This is a genomic window from Streptomyces sp. NPDC050164 (genome assembly GCF_044459945.1).
Classification (GTDB): Bacteria; Actinomycetota; Actinomycetes; order Streptomycetales; family Streptomycetaceae; genus Streptomyces; species Streptomyces coeruleorubidus_A.
In genome coordinates this window covers 33,734-50,962 of sequence record NZ_JBITJK010000003.1, presented here as the reverse complement: position 1 = coordinate 50,962, position 17,229 = coordinate 33,734, and the positions used below count along the sequence as shown (strand labels likewise).

Here is a 17,229-nt window from a genome sequence, read left to right as displayed (position 1 = left end):
TGGCACTGACGACGTGTGTCGGGTTGCGCCCGGCGCGGCTCGCGCGCCTGGCGGTGGCGAGGCCTGCGTGCCTGCCGTCGGCGAGGCGCGTCCGGTTGTGACCGGCGGCGCCCGCGCGCCTGCCACCGGCGAGGCGCGCCCGCCGACCACCGCCACCGCCCGCACGCCCACCACCCACGAGCCCCGCCTCACCACCCACGAGCCCCACCCCACAACCCCACCCCGGCCCCCACTCCGCTCCCTCCTCTTCGTCCCCGGCCACCGCACCGACTGGCTGCCCAAGGCGTGCGCGGCCGGGGCCGACGCCGCCGTGCTCGATCTGGAGGACGCGGTTCCCGGACCCGACAAGCCGCTCGCCCGCGCCCGGGTGGCCGAGGCCCTGGCGGAGGCCGCCGCGGAACCGGCCGGCGGCATGGCCTTGTTCGTCCGCGTCAACCCGCTCGACGACTGGACCGCCGCCGAGGAACTGCGTGCCGTCGTACGCCCCGGACTGGCCGGGGTGGTCCTGCCCAAGGTGCACACCGCCGCCGACGTACGGCTCGCGGACCGTCTGATCGGCTGGTGCGAGCAGGAACACGGCCTGCCCGTCGGCACGACGATCCTCGTCCCGCTGCTGGAGTCGGCCCGCGCCCTGCACGACGCCTACGACATCGCCGCCGCGACCCCTCGTGTCGCATACACCGGCGCCCTGACCGCACCCGGCGGCGACGTGGAACGCGCCGTCGGCTACCGCTGGAGCCCGCAGGGCACCGAGACCCTGGCCCTCCGTTCCCGCGTCCTGCTCGACGTCCGGGCCGCCGGAGCGCCGTGCCCGGTGACCGGACTGTGGACGGACATCACCGACCTGACGGGCCTGCGCGCCTTCGCCGAGCAGAACCGCGCCCTCGGCTACGAGGGGATGATGGCCATCCACCCGACCCACGTCCCCGTGATCAACGAGGTCTTCGCCCCCACCCCCGAAGAGCTCGACCGCTGCGCACGCCTCGTCGCAGCCGTGGAGTCGGCCCAGCGCGACGGCGTCGGCGCCCTCACCTTCGAGGGCCGGATGGTCGACGAGGCCATGGCCGAAACGGCACGTGCGGTGCTGGCGCGACACGGACACGGCTGACACCATCCCGCCACCGCACCGAAGCGCGATCATGGTGCTGTGACGGAGCTCACAGTGTGCCATCAAGGGCGCCACACCAAGCCGCACCCGCGTCACACCAGGCCGCACCCGCGCGACACCAAAATTGAACCGTTAGTTTTCTTGAACCGCTCGTGTTTGTGCGGATAGGTTGTCCGCCATGACCGCATCCCGGAACCCGACCACCGCCGAGGAGCTGCGCGGTGCCGGCCTGAGAGTGACGGCCGCCCGCGTCGCACTGCTCGAGGCCGTGCGGGACGGTGATCACCTCGGCGCCGAGGCGATCACCTCCGAGGTACGCGGCCGCGTCGGCCACATCTCCGTCCAAGCCGTGTACGAGGGGCTCCACGCACTCACCGCGGCCGGACTCGTACGCCGCCTCGAACCACCCGGCAGCCCGGCCCTCTACGAGGGACGGGTCGGCGACAACCACCACCACCTCGTGTGCCGGTCCTGCGGGACCGTCGCCGACGTCGACTGCGCGGTCGGCCACGCCCCCTGCCTGACCGCGTCCGACGACCGCGGCTTCGCCGTCGACGAGGCCGAGGTCATCTACTGGGGCCTGTGCCCCGCCTGCTCCACCGCCCGCAGTTCCTGAGCGATGTGATCCACCCGAGCACCGTGATCCACCCCGTCCGGAAGGATTTCCATGACTGAGAACCACGACGCGATCGTCACCGACCCGAAGCAGGAGGAGACGAGCGGCGGCTGTCCGGTGGCGCACGGTCGCGCCCTGCACCCGACCCAGGGTGGCGGCAACCGTCAGTGGTGGCCGGAGCGCCTCAACCTGAAGATCCTTGCCAAGAACCCCGAGGTGGCCAACCCTCTCGGTGAGGAGTTCGACTACGCCGAGGCGTTCAAGGCCCTCGACCTCGAGGCCGTGAAACGGGACATCGCCGAGGTGCTGACCACCTCGCAGGACTGGTGGCCGGCCGACTTCGGCCACTACGGCCCCCTGATGATCCGTATGGCCTGGCACAGCGCGGGCACCTACCGCATCAGCGACGGCCGCGGCGGCGCCGGCGCCGGCCAGCAGCGCTTCGCCCCGCTCAACAGCTGGCCGGACAACGGCAACCTCGACAAGGCCCGCCGCCTGCTGTGGCCGGTCAAGAAGAAGTACGGCCAGAGCATCTCCTGGGCCGACCTCATGATCCTCACCGGTAACGTCGCCCTGGAGCAGATGGGCTTCGAGACCTTCGGCTTCGCCGGCGGCCGCGCGGACGTCTGGGAGGCCGAGGAGGACGTCTACTGGGGCCCCGAGACCACCTGGCTCGACGACAAGCGCTACACCGGCGACCGCGAGCTGGAGAACCCGCTCGGCGCGGTCCAGATGGGTCTCATCTACGTCAACCCGGAGGGTCCGAACGGCAACCCGGACCCGATCGCCGCGGCCCGCGACATCCGTGAGACGTTCCGCCGTATGGCGATGAACGACGAGGAGACCGTCGCCCTGATCGCCGGTGGCCACACCTTCGGCAAGACCCACGGCGCGGGCCCGGCCGACCACGTGGGCGACGACCCCGAGGCCGCCTCCATGGAGGAGCAGGGCCTGGGCTGGAGGAGCACCTACGGCACGGGCAAGGGCGGGGACGCCATCACCTCCGGCCTGGAGGTCACCTGGACCTCGACGCCGACCCAGTGGAGCAACGGGTTCTTCAAGAACCTCTTCGAGTTCGAGTACGAGCTCGAGCAGAGCCCGGCCGGCGCCAACCAGTGGGTGGCGAAGGACGCCCCGGAGATCGTCCCGGACGCGCACGACTCGTCGAAGAAGCACCGCCCGAAGATGCTCACCACCGACCTGGCGCTGCGCTTCGACCCGATCTACGAGCCGATCTCCCGCCGGTTCTACGAGAACCCGCAGGAGTTCGCGGACGCGTTCGCCCGCGCCTGGTTCAAGCTGACCCACCGTGACATGGGCCCGAAGTCGCTGTACCTCGGCCCGGAGGTCCCGGAGGAGACCCTGCTGTGGCAGGACCCGCTGCCCGAGGCCGAGGGCGAGGCCATCGACGCCGGGGACATCGCGACCCTGAAGACCAAGGTCCTCGAGTCGGATCTGTCCGTCTCGCAGCTGGTGTCCACCGCCTGGGCCTCGGCGTCCACGTTCCGCGGCAGCGACAAGCGCGGCGGTGCCAACGGCGCCCGTATCCGCCTGGAGCCGCAGCGCGGCTGGGAGGTCAACGAGCCCGACGAGCTGGCCCAGGTCCTGCGGGTCCTGGAAGGCATCCAGCAGGAGTTCAACTCCGGCTCCGGTGCCAAGAAGGTCTCCCTGGCCGACCTGATCGTCCTCGGTGGCTCCGCCGCCGTCGAGAAGGCCGCCAAGGAAGCCGGCTTCCAGGTGGAGGTCCCCTTCGCCGCGGGCCGTGTGGACGCGACGGAGGAGCACACCGACGTCGAGTCCTTCGAGGCGCTCGAGCCGACCGCCGACGGGTTCCGCAACTACCTCGGCAAGGGCAACCGCCTGCCGGCCGAGTTCCTGCTGCTCGACAAGGCGAACCTGCTCACCCTGAGCGCCCCCGAGATGACCGCCCTGGTCGGCGGCCTGCGCGTTCTCGGCGCCAACTACCAGCAGTCCCAGCTCGGCGCGCTCACGAAGACGCCCGGTTCGCTGACCAACGACTTCTTCGTCAACCTGCTCGACCTGGGCACGACGTGGAAGGCGACCTCCGAGGACCAGACCACGTTCGAGGGCCGCGACGCCGCCACGGGCGAGGTGAAGTGGGCCGGCAGCCGCGCCGACCTGGTCTTCGGCTCGAACTCCGAGCTGCGGGCGCTCGCCGAGGTCTACGCGAGCGACGACGCGAAGGAGAAGTTCGTGAACGACTTCGTCGCGGCGTGGGTCAAGGTCATGAACCTGGACCGGTTCGACCTGGTCTGATCACACCCGCCTGACAGGACGCCCCGGGCCGGCCGGCCCGGGGCGTCCCGCGCTTTCTCTGGGAGATCGTCAAAGACTGTTCAAGGTAAGAGCATCACTTACCCAACTCTCACCATGAAACGGCAAGAACCGCGGTCGGACCCGGATCCGGGCATACGTTCTGGTCGTGAACTCATCTGCCACCGCTCACAGAGGCGCCGGCCCTGAACCGCACCCCATCGCCGGTCCACGGCCGACCACAGGCGGCACCGTCCGCCGCACGCTCCTGCGCACCGCGCTGACCGGGGCCGCAGCCCTCGGCCTCACAGCCGCTCGCCCGGCCACCGCCGTCAAGAGCGCCCCCGCCGCCGGGCCGCGGCCCAGCACCCCGCAGGAAGCCCTCGCGGAACTGGCCGCGGGCAACCGCCGCTGGCGCGCCTTCCGCGAACGCCACCCGCACGAAACCCCCGCGACCCGGCAGACGTTGACCACCGCCCAGCACCCCTTCGCGGTCGTGCTCGGCTGCATCGACTCACGCGTGCCCCCGGAGCTGGTCTTCGACCAGGGTCTGGGCGACCTGATGACCGTACGCACCGCCGGCGAGGTCTTGGACGAGGCCGTACTCGGCAGCATTGCCTACGGCGTCCTGGAACTGGGCATACCGCTGGTTGTGGTGCTCGGGCACCAGTCGTGCGGCGCGGTGCGTGCCGCGGTCGAGGCGGAGCGCTCCGGCGGGCGCCTGCCCGCCCACATCCAGTACCTGGCCGACCAGATAAGCCCGGCCATCGACCACACCGTGGACGGGGACGCGCGGATCGACGCCACCGTCGACGCCAACGTCCGCCTCGTCCGCTCCCGGCTGGCCGCTGAGCCCGACCTCGCCGCCAGGATCAGCGCCGGCGCGCTGGCGATCGTCGGCGCCCGCTACGAACTGACCAACCAGGCGGTCCACCGCGTCGGTTGAGGCTCGACCCGGCCCGCTGTATGCCACAGCGGGCCGGGCCTACCCGTCACGCCCGCAGCGGATTGAAGCGCGCCGCCGCCATCAGGTACCAGGCGGTCGCGCCCGTGTGCCGGTACGGGTAGTAGCCGAAGCCGAACCCGGTGTCCAGCGGACTGCTCGCGGACACCACCCCGGCCCGCTCGGGCAGCGCCTTGCCGCCGACGGTCTGACCGCCGCCCAGCAGGTCCTGGGCCTGCTCGATCGAGGCGATCAGCCGCCGGGCGCGCGCCTCGGCACCACGCTTCCCACGGTCCCGCACAGCGAGCGCGAGATGAGCCGTCCCCTCGAACCACACACCGTTGCGGTCGGGTTTGGGCTGGCCCTCAGCGATCGGCGCGTCCTCGTTCGCCACGAGGCTCGCGGAACTGAAGGTGACGCCCTCGTACGACTGTCCGGCGGGCACCGTGCTGTTCGTGCGGCCCGCGTGGTCCCGGACGGCAAGCTCCGCCGCGGCCCAGTCCAGCGAACGGGCGTACCCACCCGTGCGGGAGCCGAGCGCGAGATGGGTCCAGGTCTGGGTGTCCTCGGGAACCGGGGACTTGTTGACGGTCACCCCGTCGTTGGTGCCGGTGTAGAAGAAACCTCCGGCCGGCTCCCACATCCGCTTCACGAACGCCTCGGCCCGCCCGCGTCGCTCCAGCCACACCCGGTCACCGGTGAGACGGGCGAGCCGGCCGAAGAGACACACCAGGTCGGTGTTGTGCTCGGTCGAGGTGAACGGCAGCCTCTGATTCGCCCCGTCGACCCCGAACTTGTAGCCGCCGAGCGGCTCGTCGGTACGGCCGGTCCGCTCGATCCACTCGCCGATCCGCACGGCACCGGCCAGGAAACGACCCGCCCCGGTACGGCGGGCGAGGGCGCTCAGCGCGATTCCCGCCCAGGCCATGTCACCCACCGCCGTGCCCGTGAAGCCGAACTGCGTACCGACGTTGGCGGTGCCGTCCGCCCGTACGAAGCCGTCGGGCTGCACAGAGCCGTCGTAGAAGGTGTACGGCCCTACGTTGTAGGCCTGCCGGAGCCTGCCGTCGTCGTACGCCGGGTCGTGCGACTGCGCGTAGAGCAGGGCGTCGCCCAAGGCCGTCGCCCTGGTCAGGCTCTGCGGCCTCCGGGCCGCGAGGTGGGCCAGGATCGCCAGGGCGTTGTCGTACGTGAACGCGGTGCTGAACAGGCCCGCCTGGTCGGTGTAGCTCTGGGCCAGGCGGATGCTGCCGTGGCCGGGATAGGCATCCATGGCGGCGGCGAGAAAGGCGCGTCCCCGGGCCGGGGCCGACAGCGGGCCGGCACCGTCCGAACCGGCGGCGGCGTCCGAACCGGCCGCCAGGGCCTGTCCGGAGCCTGCCGCGGCGATCCCCGCGGCGCTGATGCCGAGGCCCGCACCGATGAGCGAACGCCGGCTCAGCGCCGGGCCTTGTCTGCCAGTCATGGATCTCCTTTGAGAGCGCTCTCAGCACTGGCCGCTCATTGTGCTGGGGCCCTCGGGGCGGGTCAACGCCCCGGCGGGAAAGGAGACTTCCACGGGACGGCGGACGGCGGGTGGATCACTCGCACACGATCTCGTCACGCGGCGTGTAGTGCGTGCGGAACGGCTCCCGCTTCACTTCCCGGCCGTCGTTGTAGAAGACCCGCTCCACGGTGACGTCGAACCCTTCGAGCGGCGTCTGCGGCACGCACTCCTTGTCGTCGCTCACCTTCTTCTCGGGCTTCTTCACCTCGGTGCGCGGGCCCTTGACCGACTTGATCTCGTCGTACTTCCTGGTGCCGAGGAAGGAGACCGTCACGGACGTGTCCGTGGACTCGGCCTGGATGTAGATCGCCTTGCCGGAGTCGTTGGTGAACCGCAGATCCAGGCTGCCCCAGGCCACCGTCGCCTCGCGGCCTTCCGGATAGCGCTCGATGTAGAAGGAGTGCGCGCCGTGCTCCACGGGCTTGACCCCGGCGAAGAACAGCGCGTTGTACACGGTCGTCGCCACGGCCGAGACGCCACCGCCCGACGCCTTCGTGAACTGGTCGTTGAGGATGATGATGCCCTCGACGAAGCCGTTGGCCTCGGTGCGCTCACCGACGGTCCGGTTGAAGCTCCACGTCTCGTCCGGCCTGACGAGGGAGTCGTTGATGAGTTCCACGGCCCGGCCGACGTTCTTCGTGCGGTACTCCGCCGGTTCGAAGTGGACGGTGAAGGAGGACATCGTCTCCGTCAGCCCCAGCTCCGCGGCGTTCTCGCGGGTGATCTCGGGCTGGATCCGGTGCACGGCCACCTCGCCGCTGCGGTCCGCGCCCGACTTGGTGAGCAGCGGCAGCACCGCCTTGCCCAGCGCCTTGTCGGTGACCTCCTGGCCCACCCTGGCGTCCTCGGCGACCACGGCCTTGTCGCCGTCCGGCCGCAGCCTGGCGTTCTCGGCGGTGGTGGTGACGTCCTCCAGGGGGCCGGCCACGGTGGGATCGTCGCGCAGCGCCTTGGCGTCCAGCTCCGGTCTCAGTCTTCCGCTGTCGTCCGGCCGCATCGCCAGGTGCTCGCCCAGCACGGCCTGCCCGACCGTGAACCGCTTGCCGCCCGCGGTGAGCGTGACGGGCGCCGACATGGCCGGCTCGGCGAACGTGCGCACGGCCCGCCGTACCTCGTCGGCCGTGACCTTCGGCCGGGTCTCGCGGGCGGGCAGCGGCGTGACCGAGCGGGTGTCGCCGCGCAGGAAGGAGGAGCGCAGCGGGCCGACCGCGCCGTCCACGTCCAGCGCGTACCCCGTGCGGGGTGCGACCTGCTCGACCCGCCCGTCGTCGAAGGCGACGGCACCGTCCCGGACCTTCTGGTCGAGCCCCTTCGCCAGCCGGCCGAGGGCGGCCCTGGCCTTGTCCTCGTCGAGGCGTACGACCGGCTCGATGTCACCGCCCGAGCGGAAGAACCCGCCGATCACGCTGACCGGGTCGGCGCCGGTGCCTGCCGCCCGGTCGACGGTCTTCCGGACGTCGAAGGAGAGCCCGGCACGCCGCGGATCGACCGCGCCCGTGCGGTCACCGACCTTCACGGACAGTTCCCGCGCCCCGGCCGCCCCCAGATGCCGCTCCAGCTTCCGCACCGCCTCCGCACGGCTGAGGCCGCCGATCTCCACCCCGCGCACCGTCGTGCCGGAGTCGATCTCCCCGCCCGTCAGCATCAGCCCGGCGAGATACAGCCCGCCGACACCCACGGCCAGCGCGCCGCCGGCCAGGGCCAGGGGCGGAAGGGACGTGAGGCGCGGAACGGAGGCTATTCGGGGGCGCATGGGTCTCCCGGAGATCGATGACGACGGTGCACCCGATGACGCGACGCTGCCGCGGGCAAACACATCAAGCTATCCACATCCGGGCGGCAAAGCGGTATGGCCCAGACCACTTATGTCCGAGATCACGTCGGAACCGGCCGGTCCGTGCCCACGCCCCGACAGGGCCACAGAGTGATAACGGCGAACAACTGTCCGGTGGTTGACGTGGTCTACGCCACCATGAAGATCTCTTTCCTGATTCACAACGCCTACGGAATCGGAGGCACGATCACCACCACGTTCAACCTGGCCGGGGCGCTCGCCGAGCGGCACGACGTGGAGATCGTCTCCGCGTTACGTCACCGGGAGCATCCCGACCTCGTCCTGGACCCCCGGGTGCGGCTGCGCGCGCTGGTGGACCTGCGCAAGGAGGCGGACCATCCGCTGCACCAGAGACCGGCGAAGGTGTTCCCGTCCGCCGAGTACCGCCACCGCCAGTACAGCGAGCTGACCGACGAGCGGATCGGCGAGTGCCTGGAGGCGCTCGACACCGACGTCGTCATCGGCACCCGCCCCGGCCTCAACGTGCACTTAGCGTGGCAGGCCCCGCAGCGCGTCCTGCGCGTCGGCCAGGAGCACCTCACCCTCGACAACCACCCACCCGGCCTGCGCACGGCACTGCGCCGCGCCTACCGGCGCCTCGACGTGATCACCACCGTCACGGAAGCGGACGCCGCCGCCTACCGGCGCAAGATGTGGCTGCCCGGCGTCCACGTCGAGGCCCTCCCGAACAGCGTCCCCGACCCCGCGCTGCCGCCCGCCGACGGCACCGCCAAGATCGTCATCGCCGCCGGCCGGCTCGTTCCGGTGAAGCGCTACGACCTGCTCATCGAGGCGTTCGCCCAGGTCGCCGCCGCGTTCCCGGACTGGCAGCTGCGCATCTACGGCAAGGGCGAGGAACAGCCCGGGCTGCGGGAGCTCATCGAACGACTCCGCCTGTGGAACAACGTGTTCCTGATGGGGGCCGCCACCCCCATGGAGGCCGAATGGGCCAAGGGCTCGATCGGCGCGGCCGCCTCGAACTTCGAACCGTTCGGCATGACCATCGTCGAGGCGATGCGCTGCGGACTGCCCGTCGTCAGCACCGACTGCCCCTACGGCCCCGGCGAGATCATCCAGGACGGAGCCGACGGCCGGCTGGTACCGGTCTCAGACGCCGACGCCCTCGCCTCGGCCCTGCTGGAGCTCGTCGGCGACGACGAATGGCGCCGCCGCATGGGCCGCACCGCCCTGGAGAACGCGCGCCGCTTCGCCCCGGGCCCCGTCGTCGCCCAGGCCGAACGCCTCCTGGAGGACGCCCTCGTGGCCCGGAACACGGGCCGACGGACCACCACTGCGCCAGACCACCGGACCAAAAGCGCACTGATCGGCCGGGGCCACGCCGCCCGCGACGCGGCCCACGCCGCGACCGCCGGCGCACTGCGCGCGATACGGAAGGGCCGCCGATGACCACGCACCTCGACACCCATCTGCGCACCCACTGCGCGATCGACACGGACGGCCGCATCACCTTCCGTCTCCCGCCGGGCCCGGCCTCCCGCCCTCAGATGCTGCTCCGGCTGCGCCCCCACAAGGGCCGCCCCGAGATGACTCTTCACCTCCTCGACCTGGACCCCGGCCGGGACGACGGCCACCTGCACGCCGTACTGGAACCGCATCCGGCCCTCGACGAAGGCCGCTGGGACCTGTACCTGCTGGCGGAACCGGAAGCCGAACGACAGCGGCTGCGCCCCGGCCTCAGGGACCTGCGCGCCCTCGTCGACGGTCACCTCCGCGACCGGTCCTCACCGGTCGCCGTCAGAATCCCGTACGTCACGAAGGACGGCTTCCTCGCACTCAGGGCATGGCGGCGCACCGCCCACGCGGAGGCCCGCACCATCGACATCACCGAACAGGCCATGACGGTCCGGGCCCGCCTGCACGGCGCCGAGCTCCGCGAGGACGCCACCGTACGGCTGCGCCTGCGGGGGAGCGACACCGTACGCGACCTCCGCCCCCGGATCGACGACGACGGCAGAGGCTTCTCCTTCACGGCCGGCCCCGAGGACCTGACGGGCGGCGCAGCGGGCCCGGGCCGGATCTGGGACGCCTTCGTCCGGCCCACCGCCGACGCGCCGCCGATCAGGATCGGCCGGCTGCTCGACGACGTGGCGGACCGCAAACACGTCTTCGTCTACCCGGCGCTCACGGCGGGCGGATTGTCCTCGCGCCCCTACTACACCGTCGACAACGACCTCGCGATCGAGGTCGCACCGGCCGAATCGCCGATATGCCCGAAATGAAAAACCCTGGACCCTCGGATGGTTATTTCGTCGGTACATCGCGACAGGCATGTGTGGATTCTGTGCGAAGCGGAGGTAAAAAGGTCAGACGCTCGTCCGCAACAGCCGTAAAAGCGAAGGGGACTTGCGGCAATAACGAAACTCAAGTACCTAGATGAATCATGAACCTGTTCAACCGCGTCGTGCCGTCCCGCCGGCAGGCGCCGCCAGTCCCCCCACAGCGTCCCGCAGGTGCACCGGCTTCCCCCACCGCCGTCCTGCCCGACCCCGACCTGGTGAACCTCACCGGCGAATGGGTCGTCGATCCTGCTCACAGCAGGATCGGCTTCTCCGTCCGGCACGCCATGGTGACCACCGTGCGCGGTTGTTTCCTGGAGTACGAAAGCCGTCTCTACTTCGACGCGCGCAACCCCGCCCGGTCACGGGCCGACCTCACACTGTTCACCTCCAGCGTCGACACCGGGGTGGAACAACGTGACGCCCACCTGGTCGGCCGTGACTTCCTGGATGCGGCGGCCTATCCGCGTATGCGCTTCACCAGCACCGCGGTGGAACAGGCGGGCGCCGACCTCTATCGCATGTCGGGCGACCTCACCATCAAAGGCATATCGCGGCCGGTCGTACTGGAGATGACCTACATCGGACACGTCACCGACCCCTTCGGATACGAAAGGGTCGGATTCGACGGCACCACCACCATCAACCGCTCCGACTGGGGCCTGACGTACAACAGCAGACTGGCCGAGGGAGGCGCGATGGTGAGCGAGAAGGTGCGTCTGCAACTCGACATCGCCGCCATCCGCACGGCCCCGGCGGCCGGCTGAACACGCGCCGGGCGCAGGGGTACGCCTCATGGCCCGGCGTCGTCGGGCGCGGCCACGACGCGGAACGTCGCCGGGCCCAGCGTGATCACCCCGTCGCTCAGCGGCGTGCACCGCACACCGCCCCGCCCGCGCAGGGCGCGCTGGGCGCCGGGGCCGATGGTCACGTCCATCCAGGCACAGGGCCGGGCCGGCCGGTGCACGGTGAACACCACCGGCCCGGTGCCGCAGTCGAGGGCGATCGTCGATCCGACGCAGGAGTCGATGTCGACACCTTTGAGCAGGACGTTGCGGCGGGTGTGCCGGAGGTCGGCGCCGGCCGGGAGGTTCTCCGCGGCCATGAGGGTCACCGCCGCGTTCCGGTGGGCGGGCCGCGCGTAGTAGCGGTCGCCGACCAGCCCCAGACCGCGGCGTACCTCCACCTGGGGGACGCGCTCGTCGGACGGGCCGGGGGAGGGGCCGTCCGACGGCCGTCCGGCCAGCCGGTGGGCGGGCGACACCAGCAGTTGCAGCACCTCCACCTCGGTCATGGCGTCAACCGTACGCCTCGGCCAGCACCGCCCGGCGGGCCCGTTGGTGGCGTACGGTCACTCGTCCTGCCTCCGCCCGAGCCCGCCGTCCTCCAGAGGGGTCCGGCCGTCCGCCGACTCGCCCGCGGTGAGGTGCTCCAGGACCTCGACCAGTTCCTGGCATGCGCGCTCCACCGAACGCCGGGTGTTGATCTGCTCGGTGATCACGGCCGACAGGATCAGGGCCGTCAGGGCCATCGCCCCGTTGAACGCCTGGAGCTTGATCATCACCTCCACCCGGGTCAGCTGCTCGAACGGCCCGGCCCGGTCGGTCGCCGCCACCGTGGCCATGATCGACGCGAAGAGGGCGCACAGCATGCTGCCGGCCAGCTGGAAGCGCAGAGCCGCCCAGATCAGCAGGGGATAGGTGAGGAAGAGCAGATTGGCCGGGGCGTAGGCGGCCAGCGGAACGACACAGCAGATGATCAGCGCCAGGCCCGTGGCCTCCTTCCAGCGCGACAGTCGCAGCGGCGGGCGGACACGGGACAGCAGGAGCAGCACCGGGGTGACGATCAGTACGCCCATCGCGTCGCCCACCCACCAGGCCAGCCACACGGCCCAGAAGCTCGCCCAGTCGGGCTTGCCCGTGACGAGCAGGAGACCGGCGCCCACGGTCGAGCTGATCAGCATGGCGGTGAACGCGCCCAGGAACACCAGGGCGAGCCCGTCCCGCAGCCGCGCCAGATCGGTACGGAAACCGGCCCGGCGCAGCAGCAGGTACCCCACGACGGGTGCGACCGTGTTGCCCGCCAGGACGCCGAACGCCGAGGGGCTCAGGGAGGTGAGGGACAGGATGACGAGGAAGGCGCCCAGGGCGATCCCCGGCCAGCAGCGCAGCCCGAAGATCAGCAGGAAGGCGACCGAGACGCCGGTGGGAGGCCAGATGGGGGTGACGACCGAGCCATCGACGACCAGTTCCCGCAGCAGGCCCAGCTGCCCCGAGACGTAGTAGCAGGCGGCGACGGCCAGCGTCTGCAGAGCGACGACGACCGGCGTACGCGGATCCCGGCTACCCACCACAGCAGCCATGAGACACCGAGGCCGCCGCGACGGCGAGGTGAGAGCGCGGGCCCTGCGGTCCTATGGCTGAGCCCCCGGTCCGTCGAGGCCGACCACCAGCACGGCGGCGTCGTCGTCGTGCCCCACCCGCTCGGCACCTTTGATCAGGGCTGCCGCGAGCGTGTCCACGTCCATGCCCGCCACCGCCGCGATGCCCGCGAGCCTCATCACCTGGTCGAGGCCTTCCTCGAGCGGCAGGGAGGGCCCCTCCACGACACCGTCCGTGAGCAGCACGAACACGCCACCCGTGGTCAGCTCGTACCGGGTCACCGGATACGACGCCCCCGCATGGATCCCCAGGGGCGGCCCGCCCTCGTCCGCGGTGACACCGGACTTCCCGTCGGCCGTGGCCCAGACGCAGGGCAGGTGCCCGGCCCGCGCGCTCTCCAGCACGTCGGCACACGGGTCGAGTCGCATGAAGGTGCAGGTGGCGAACAGGTCGGAGCCCAGGGACAGCAGCAGATCGTTGGTCCGGGCCAGGACCTCGCCCGGATCGCTGGTGACCGAGGCCACGGCCCGCAACCCGGCCCGCACCTGCCCCATGAAGGCGGCCGCCTCGATGTTGTGGCCCTGGACGTCACCGATGGACAGACCGATCCGGCCGTCGCCCAGCGTGAAGGCGTCGTACCAGTCGCCGCCCACGTTGAGCCCCTGGCACGCGGGCGCGTACCGCACGGCGAGATGCAGCCGGCCGGCGACGGGCAGGTCGCGCGGGAGCATGCCGCGCTGCAGCGCGATGGCCAGCTCTACCCGCGAGCGCTGCATCTCGGCCTGCGCACGCGCCTGGGCTGTCAGGGCCCCGAGCCTGGTCAGCAGCTCGTCGCCGTCGTCCGTCGTGCCGGTGCGGGACATTGATCACTCCGGCGAGGATGGCCACGGTCGGTGACGACCCTCGAAGGCAAATCGCCAAATTTATATCCATAGGATGATACGTGGCCAAAAGCTCGGCGACGACTCGCGCTCCCCGCGCCCCGTCACCGCACCGACCGTTCCACCTCACGGTCCGAGCGCCGCCCGACCGCCGCCAGGACGAAGGTGACGCTGATCAGCAACGCCCAGGCACCGAACTTCTCCACCCCCACCGGCTCCCAGCCGTGCTCCTGGTACGGGTAGCGCCAGGCACCGACGAAGGTGGCGAGGTTCTCCGCCACCCACAGGAAGAACCCGATCAGGACGAACGACAGCGCGAGCGGCATCCGCCGGCGCACACCCCGCACCGTGAAACACACCGTCGTCCCCGCGGTGACGGCCAGCAGCAGTCCCGCCAGCACCCAGCGCGCGTCGGGCAGCCAGTGATGACTGAAGAAGTTGACGTAGACGGCCGCGGCCACCACCGCCGTCGCCCGCGGGCGGTAGCGCACGAGCGCGAGATCGAACAGATGCCAGGCCCGGCACACGTAGCTGCCGACAGCCGCGTACAGAAACCCGCCGTACAGCGGAACGCCGGCGAACTTCAGCACGCCCGGCTCCGGATAGCTCCATGAGCCCAGCGACACCTTCACCAGCTCGAAGGCCAGCCCGATGACGTGACAGGCCGCGATGACGGCGACGTCCCGCCCGTTCTCCCAGCCGCGCAGCCAGAACACCAACGTGAGCAGCACGCCGTAGACCACCAGCAGGTCGTAGCGCGCCACGGGGAGGTCGGGCAGCAGGGCGGACACGGCCACGCCGGACAACAGCGCGATGGCGAACGCGCACGCCCGGGTCTGCGTCCAGGCGAAGTCGAGCAACTGCCGAACCGGCGTGGCCCAGGGGCCGGCGAAGCTTGTAGGGATCATGGTGCCCTGTAGGACGGGCCGTCGCCCCTATCGGTTGCAGCGCCCATCCACGGTCGGCACCCGTCCGCCCCGGGCTACGCCGCCCCGGGCTACGCCGCCCCGGGCTTCGGCCACGGCCTTGCGCAGCAGCAGGGCAAGACGCTGATCCGCATCGGGCGCGGCGCACACCACCCGGAGGGCGTGTTCGAGGCGCCGCCGCCCGGGGCCACGCCACCACAACAGATCGGCGATACGCCCCGGCAGCCCGCCCGCACGGACGTGAGCGAGCCTCTCGCCCCGGCGACGGCACGCGCGGCCGTGCCGCGCCAGACGCCGGGAAGCGGGACGCAACACGCGCGCCACGTCCACGACCGTGCCGACGAGCAGCGGCGCATACGCCCGGTCTGCGGGACGGGCGTCGGCGAGCTCGGCGGCCAGCGGCCACAGGGCCTGCCGGGTGGCGTCATCGACGCTGTCGTTGACCACGCGGGCCAGAGCCGCGAGCGCCGGATGCGTACCGGCCGGGCTGTCGGTGAACCGGCCACCGGCCAGCAAGGCGGCGCCCTCCATCAGACAGGCACCGTCGTCGGGGTGCAGATGCGCGAAACGCCCAGGCACCGGAAGGCCGTCCGGAGGCCCGGCAGGGGACTGCCGGTTCGGCGGGTTCGGCGGAAAGGCGATCATGTGAGGCCTCCGGGCTGGGATCACAGACCGGTGACGGCGTGCAGAACGAGGTACATCGCGGCGGCGGGAATCCCGGCGCCGAAGAACGTGAGCACCCAGGCGGTGACGATCGAGCGGGCCACTTGCCAGCGTACGGCCGAGGCACGCCGGGTGGCACCGGCACCCAGAATGGCCGCGGTGATCGTCTGTGTGGTGGAGATCGGCGCCTTCACCAGGAACGCGGTGGTGTACAGGACGGTCGCGGCAGCGGTCTCGGCGGCGAAGCCGCGCGGCGGATCGAGGTGCACGATGCGCCTGCCGAGAGTGGTGATGATGCGACGCCCGCCGCTGTACGTGCCGGCGGCCATGGCCGCCGCCACTGCGGCGATCACCCACAGCGGAACCGAGAAGTCGTCCTGCCAGCCCGCCGTGACCAGCGCGAGCACGATGACCCCCATGGTCTTCTGCGCGTCCTGCAACCCGTGTCCCAGCCCCATCGCGGCGGCGGAGACGGTCTGTGCCATACGGAACCGGCGCGTGGTCCGCCGGGGCGTCGAACGACGGAACAGCCACAGGATGGCCACGTGCAGTACATAGCCGAGAGCCACGCCGACCAACGGGGAGAGCAGCATCGGCAGGACGACCTTGTCCACGATCCCGGACCAGTGCACGGTGGCCGAGGCGGCGAGCGCGGCACCGACCAGCCCGCCGATCAGCGCGTGCGAGGACGAGGTCGGCAGCCCCCGCCACCAGGTGAACACGTTCCATCCGATGGCCCCGAGGAGCGCGCACATGACCAGCAGCAGACCCGAGTCGTCCTCGGGCGCGGCGATGATGCCGCTGCCGACGGTCTGGGCGACCTCGGTCCCGAGGAAGGCGCCGAAGAAGTTCATCACCGCGGCCATGGTCAGCGCCGCGCGCGGCGTCAGGGCCCTGGTGGAGATCGAGGTGGCGATCGCGTTCGCGGCGTCGTGGAAGCCGTTGGTGAAGTCGAACGTCAGCCCCACGATGATGATCAGCACCACCAGAGTGAGCTCCATGACCGATCACCTTTCCGCGGGCAGAGCGCCGGACCGCCACAGGCGCCGTCGGCGCACGGATCCATCGTGCCGCGAAACCCTCGGACGGACCCGCCCGAAGCGGCGGTAGTGGGACGAGAGGAGCGGGTAGGCCGTTTTACGGTGTCCTGATGCGATCTGCTCCGAAATGGGTCCTGCTGTCGTCGGCGTGCGCCCCTGCCGTGTTGGTCATCGGCTGGATGGTGGCGGCGGCGCTGCAAGGCCCTGCCTACGACCCGGCCGCTCAGACCATCAGCGTCCTGGCGGCCCCCCAAGGCTCCGGCTACTGGGTGATGACGGGCGCGTTCGTCGCCCTGGGCGCCTGTCACCTGCTCACCGCCTGGGGGCTGCGCCCGGCCGCGCCCCCCGGGCGGGTGGCACTGGCGGCCGGGGGAGTGTCCGCCCTGGTGGTGGCCGTCGTCCCGGCGCCGAGCAGCGGCGGCTCCCTGAGCCACGGCTCGGTCGCCGCCGCCGGGTTCACCGTCCTGGCGGCATGGCCCGTCCTGGCCGTCCGAACCGGCGACAGCGTCCCATGGGCCTTGCGGCCCTTACCCTCCCTGGGAGCCACCGCGGTGATGGCGGTGAGCGCGGCATGGTTCCTGCTCGAGCTGCATCTTCACGGCGTCGCCGGTGTGGCCGAACGCGCGGTCACGACACTCCAGTCGGTCTGGCCCTTCGTGGTAGCCCTCTCCTGCCTGCGCCACGCCGCACGCGAGGCGCCCACGAGGTGACGGCCCGGGA

At 71.2% G+C, this 17,229-nt stretch carries 16 protein-coding genes; 8 read left to right on the top strand and 8 right to left on the bottom strand.

Going from position 1 to position 17,229, the window contains the following annotated elements; all coding sequences use genetic code 11:
• The first annotated feature begins 67 nt into the window (after positions 1–67).
• From ACIBNA_RS05610 to ACIBNA_RS05595, 4 genes are all read left to right on the top strand, one after another.
• Complete coding sequence (locus tag ACIBNA_RS05610; protein WP_399163979.1) at positions 68–1,108, top strand: HpcH/HpaI aldolase/citrate lyase family protein; 1,041 nt, start codon at positions 68–70, stop codon at positions 1,106–1,108.
• Positions 1,109–1,286: 178 nt separating this feature from the next.
• The gene (locus ACIBNA_RS05605; protein WP_274821755.1) at positions 1,287–1,724 is read left to right on the top strand and encodes a Fur family transcriptional regulator; all 438 of its coding nucleotides are present in this window, start codon (positions 1,287–1,289) and stop codon (positions 1,722–1,724) included.
• Between the two features lie 51 nt (positions 1,725–1,775).
• Positions 1,776–4,001: a catalase/peroxidase HPI gene (gene katG, locus ACIBNA_RS05600; protein WP_399163978.1), complete on the top strand. Its 2,226-nt coding sequence runs from the start codon at positions 1,776–1,778 to the stop codon at positions 3,999–4,001.
• A 166-nt stretch (positions 4,002–4,167) separates the two neighbouring features.
• Positions 4,168–4,944 (top strand): carbonic anhydrase, encoded by a 777-nt coding sequence (locus ACIBNA_RS05595; RefSeq protein WP_399163977.1) that lies wholly within the window; start codon positions 4,168–4,170, stop codon positions 4,942–4,944.
• 46 nt (positions 4,945–4,990) lie between these two features.
• Here the strand turns inward: ACIBNA_RS05595 and ACIBNA_RS05590 are convergent, their stop codons facing one another.
• The gene (locus tag ACIBNA_RS05590; protein ID WP_399163976.1) at positions 4,991–6,406 is read right to left on the bottom strand and encodes a Tat pathway signal sequence domain protein; all 1,416 of its coding nucleotides are present in this window, start codon (positions 6,404–6,406) and stop codon (positions 4,991–4,993) included.
• 115 nt (positions 6,407–6,521) lie between these two features.
• The gene (locus tag ACIBNA_RS05585; RefSeq protein WP_399163975.1) at positions 6,522–8,240 is read right to left on the bottom strand and encodes a VanW family protein; all 1,719 of its coding nucleotides are present in this window, start codon (positions 8,238–8,240) and stop codon (positions 6,522–6,524) included.
• A 219-nt stretch (positions 8,241–8,459) separates the two neighbouring features.
• On the opposite strand from ACIBNA_RS05585, the gene ACIBNA_RS05580 reads away from it, so the two are divergent.
• The 3 genes from ACIBNA_RS05580 to ACIBNA_RS05570 all read left to right on the top strand — a co-directional run bounded on the left by ACIBNA_RS05580 (position 8,460) and on the right by ACIBNA_RS05570 (position 11,385).
• A complete protein-coding gene (locus tag ACIBNA_RS05580) occupies positions 8,460–9,728 on the top strand; it encodes a glycosyltransferase family 4 protein (RefSeq protein ID WP_399164331.1) in 1,269 nt (422 codons plus the stop codon).
• Positions 9,725–10,561 (top strand): transferase, encoded by an 837-nt coding sequence (locus ACIBNA_RS05575; protein ID WP_399163974.1) that lies wholly within the window; start codon positions 9,725–9,727, stop codon positions 10,559–10,561. Before ACIBNA_RS05580 ends, ACIBNA_RS05575 begins: the two co-directional genes overlap by 4 nt.
• Before the next feature lie 161 nt (positions 10,562–10,722).
• Entirely contained in the window at positions 10,723–11,385 is a 663-nt protein-coding gene (locus tag ACIBNA_RS05570) for a YceI family protein (protein ID WP_399163973.1), read from the top strand.
• Positions 11,386–11,411: 26 nt separating this feature from the next.
• On the opposite strand, the gene ACIBNA_RS05565 is transcribed toward ACIBNA_RS05570, so the two are convergent.
• The 6 genes from ACIBNA_RS05565 to ACIBNA_RS05540 all read right to left on the bottom strand — a co-directional run bounded on the left by ACIBNA_RS05565 (position 11,412) and on the right by ACIBNA_RS05540 (position 16,470).
• Entirely contained in the window at positions 11,412–11,912 is a 501-nt protein-coding gene (locus tag ACIBNA_RS05565) for a molybdenum cofactor biosysynthesis protein (RefSeq protein WP_399163972.1), read from the bottom strand.
• Between the two features lie 57 nt (positions 11,913–11,969).
• Positions 11,970–12,980 carry an MASE1 domain-containing protein gene (locus ACIBNA_RS05560; RefSeq protein WP_399163971.1) on the bottom strand — a complete coding sequence of 337 codons (1,011 nt, stop codon included), beginning with the start codon at positions 12,978–12,980 and terminating at the stop codon, positions 11,970–11,972.
• Positions 12,981–13,031: 51 nt separating this feature from the next.
• Positions 13,032–13,862 (bottom strand): PP2C family protein-serine/threonine phosphatase, encoded by an 831-nt coding sequence (locus tag ACIBNA_RS05555; RefSeq protein ID WP_399163970.1) that lies wholly within the window; start codon positions 13,860–13,862, stop codon positions 13,032–13,034.
• A gap of 122 nt (positions 13,863–13,984) precedes the next feature.
• Positions 13,985–14,788 carry a DUF817 domain-containing protein gene (locus ACIBNA_RS05550; protein WP_399163969.1) on the bottom strand — a complete coding sequence of 268 codons (804 nt, stop codon included), beginning with the start codon at positions 14,786–14,788 and terminating at the stop codon, positions 13,985–13,987.
• A 27-nt stretch (positions 14,789–14,815) separates the two neighbouring features.
• Positions 14,816–15,385: a hypothetical protein gene (locus ACIBNA_RS05545; protein WP_399163968.1), complete on the bottom strand. Its 570-nt coding sequence runs from the start codon at positions 15,383–15,385 to the stop codon at positions 14,816–14,818.
• Positions 15,386–15,471: 86 nt separating this feature from the next.
• Complete coding sequence (locus tag ACIBNA_RS05540; RefSeq protein ID WP_399163967.1) at positions 15,472–16,470, bottom strand: anion permease; 999 nt, start codon at positions 16,468–16,470, stop codon at positions 15,472–15,474.
• 149 nt (positions 16,471–16,619) lie between these two features.
• Between ACIBNA_RS05540 and ACIBNA_RS05535 the strand changes: the two genes are divergently transcribed.
• Positions 16,620–17,219 (top strand): DUF998 domain-containing protein, encoded by a 600-nt coding sequence (locus tag ACIBNA_RS05535; protein ID WP_399163966.1) that lies wholly within the window; start codon positions 16,620–16,622, stop codon positions 17,217–17,219.
• Positions 17,220–17,229 lie beyond the last annotated feature (10 nt).

What these genes read in the sequence shown, in the direction of transcription:
- ACIBNA_RS05605 (WP_274821755.1), top strand. Translation starts at nt 1,287, where the DNA reads ATGACCGCATCCCGGAACCCGACCACCGCCGAGGAGCTGCGCGGTGCC.
- katG (WP_399163978.1), top strand. Translation starts at nt 1,776, where the DNA reads ATGACTGAGAACCACGACGCGATCGTCACCGACCCGAAGCAGGAGGAG.
- ACIBNA_RS05590 (WP_399163976.1), bottom strand. Translation starts at nt 6,406, where the DNA reads ATGACTGGCAGACAAGGCCCGGCGCTGAGCCGGCGTTCGCTCATCGGT.
- ACIBNA_RS05585 (WP_399163975.1), bottom strand. Translation starts at nt 8,240, where the DNA reads ATGCGCCCCCGAATAGCCTCCGTTCCGCGCCTCACGTCCCTTCCGCCC.
- ACIBNA_RS05580 (WP_399164331.1), top strand. Translation starts at nt 8,460, where the DNA reads ATGAAGATCTCTTTCCTGATTCACAACGCCTACGGAATCGGAGGCACG.
- ACIBNA_RS05575 (WP_399163974.1), top strand. Translation starts at nt 9,725, where the DNA reads ATGACCACGCACCTCGACACCCATCTGCGCACCCACTGCGCGATCGAC.
- ACIBNA_RS05570 (WP_399163973.1), top strand. Translation starts at nt 10,723, where the DNA reads ATGAACCTGTTCAACCGCGTCGTGCCGTCCCGCCGGCAGGCGCCGCCA.
- ACIBNA_RS05565 (WP_399163972.1), bottom strand. Translation starts at nt 11,912, where the DNA reads ATGACCGAGGTGGAGGTGCTGCAACTGCTGGTGTCGCCCGCCCACCGG.
- ACIBNA_RS05560 (WP_399163971.1), bottom strand. Translation starts at nt 12,980, where the DNA reads ATGGCTGCTGTGGTGGGTAGCCGGGATCCGCGTACGCCGGTCGTCGTC.
- ACIBNA_RS05555 (WP_399163970.1), bottom strand. Translation starts at nt 13,862, where the DNA reads ATGTCCCGCACCGGCACGACGGACGACGGCGACGAGCTGCTGACCAGG.
- ACIBNA_RS05550 (WP_399163969.1), bottom strand. Translation starts at nt 14,788, where the DNA reads ATGATCCCTACAAGCTTCGCCGGCCCCTGGGCCACGCCGGTTCGGCAG.
- ACIBNA_RS05540 (WP_399163967.1), bottom strand. Translation starts at nt 16,470, where the DNA reads ATGGAGCTCACTCTGGTGGTGCTGATCATCATCGTGGGGCTGACGTTC.
- ACIBNA_RS05535 (WP_399163966.1), top strand. Translation starts at nt 16,620, where the DNA reads ATGCGATCTGCTCCGAAATGGGTCCTGCTGTCGTCGGCGTGCGCCCCT.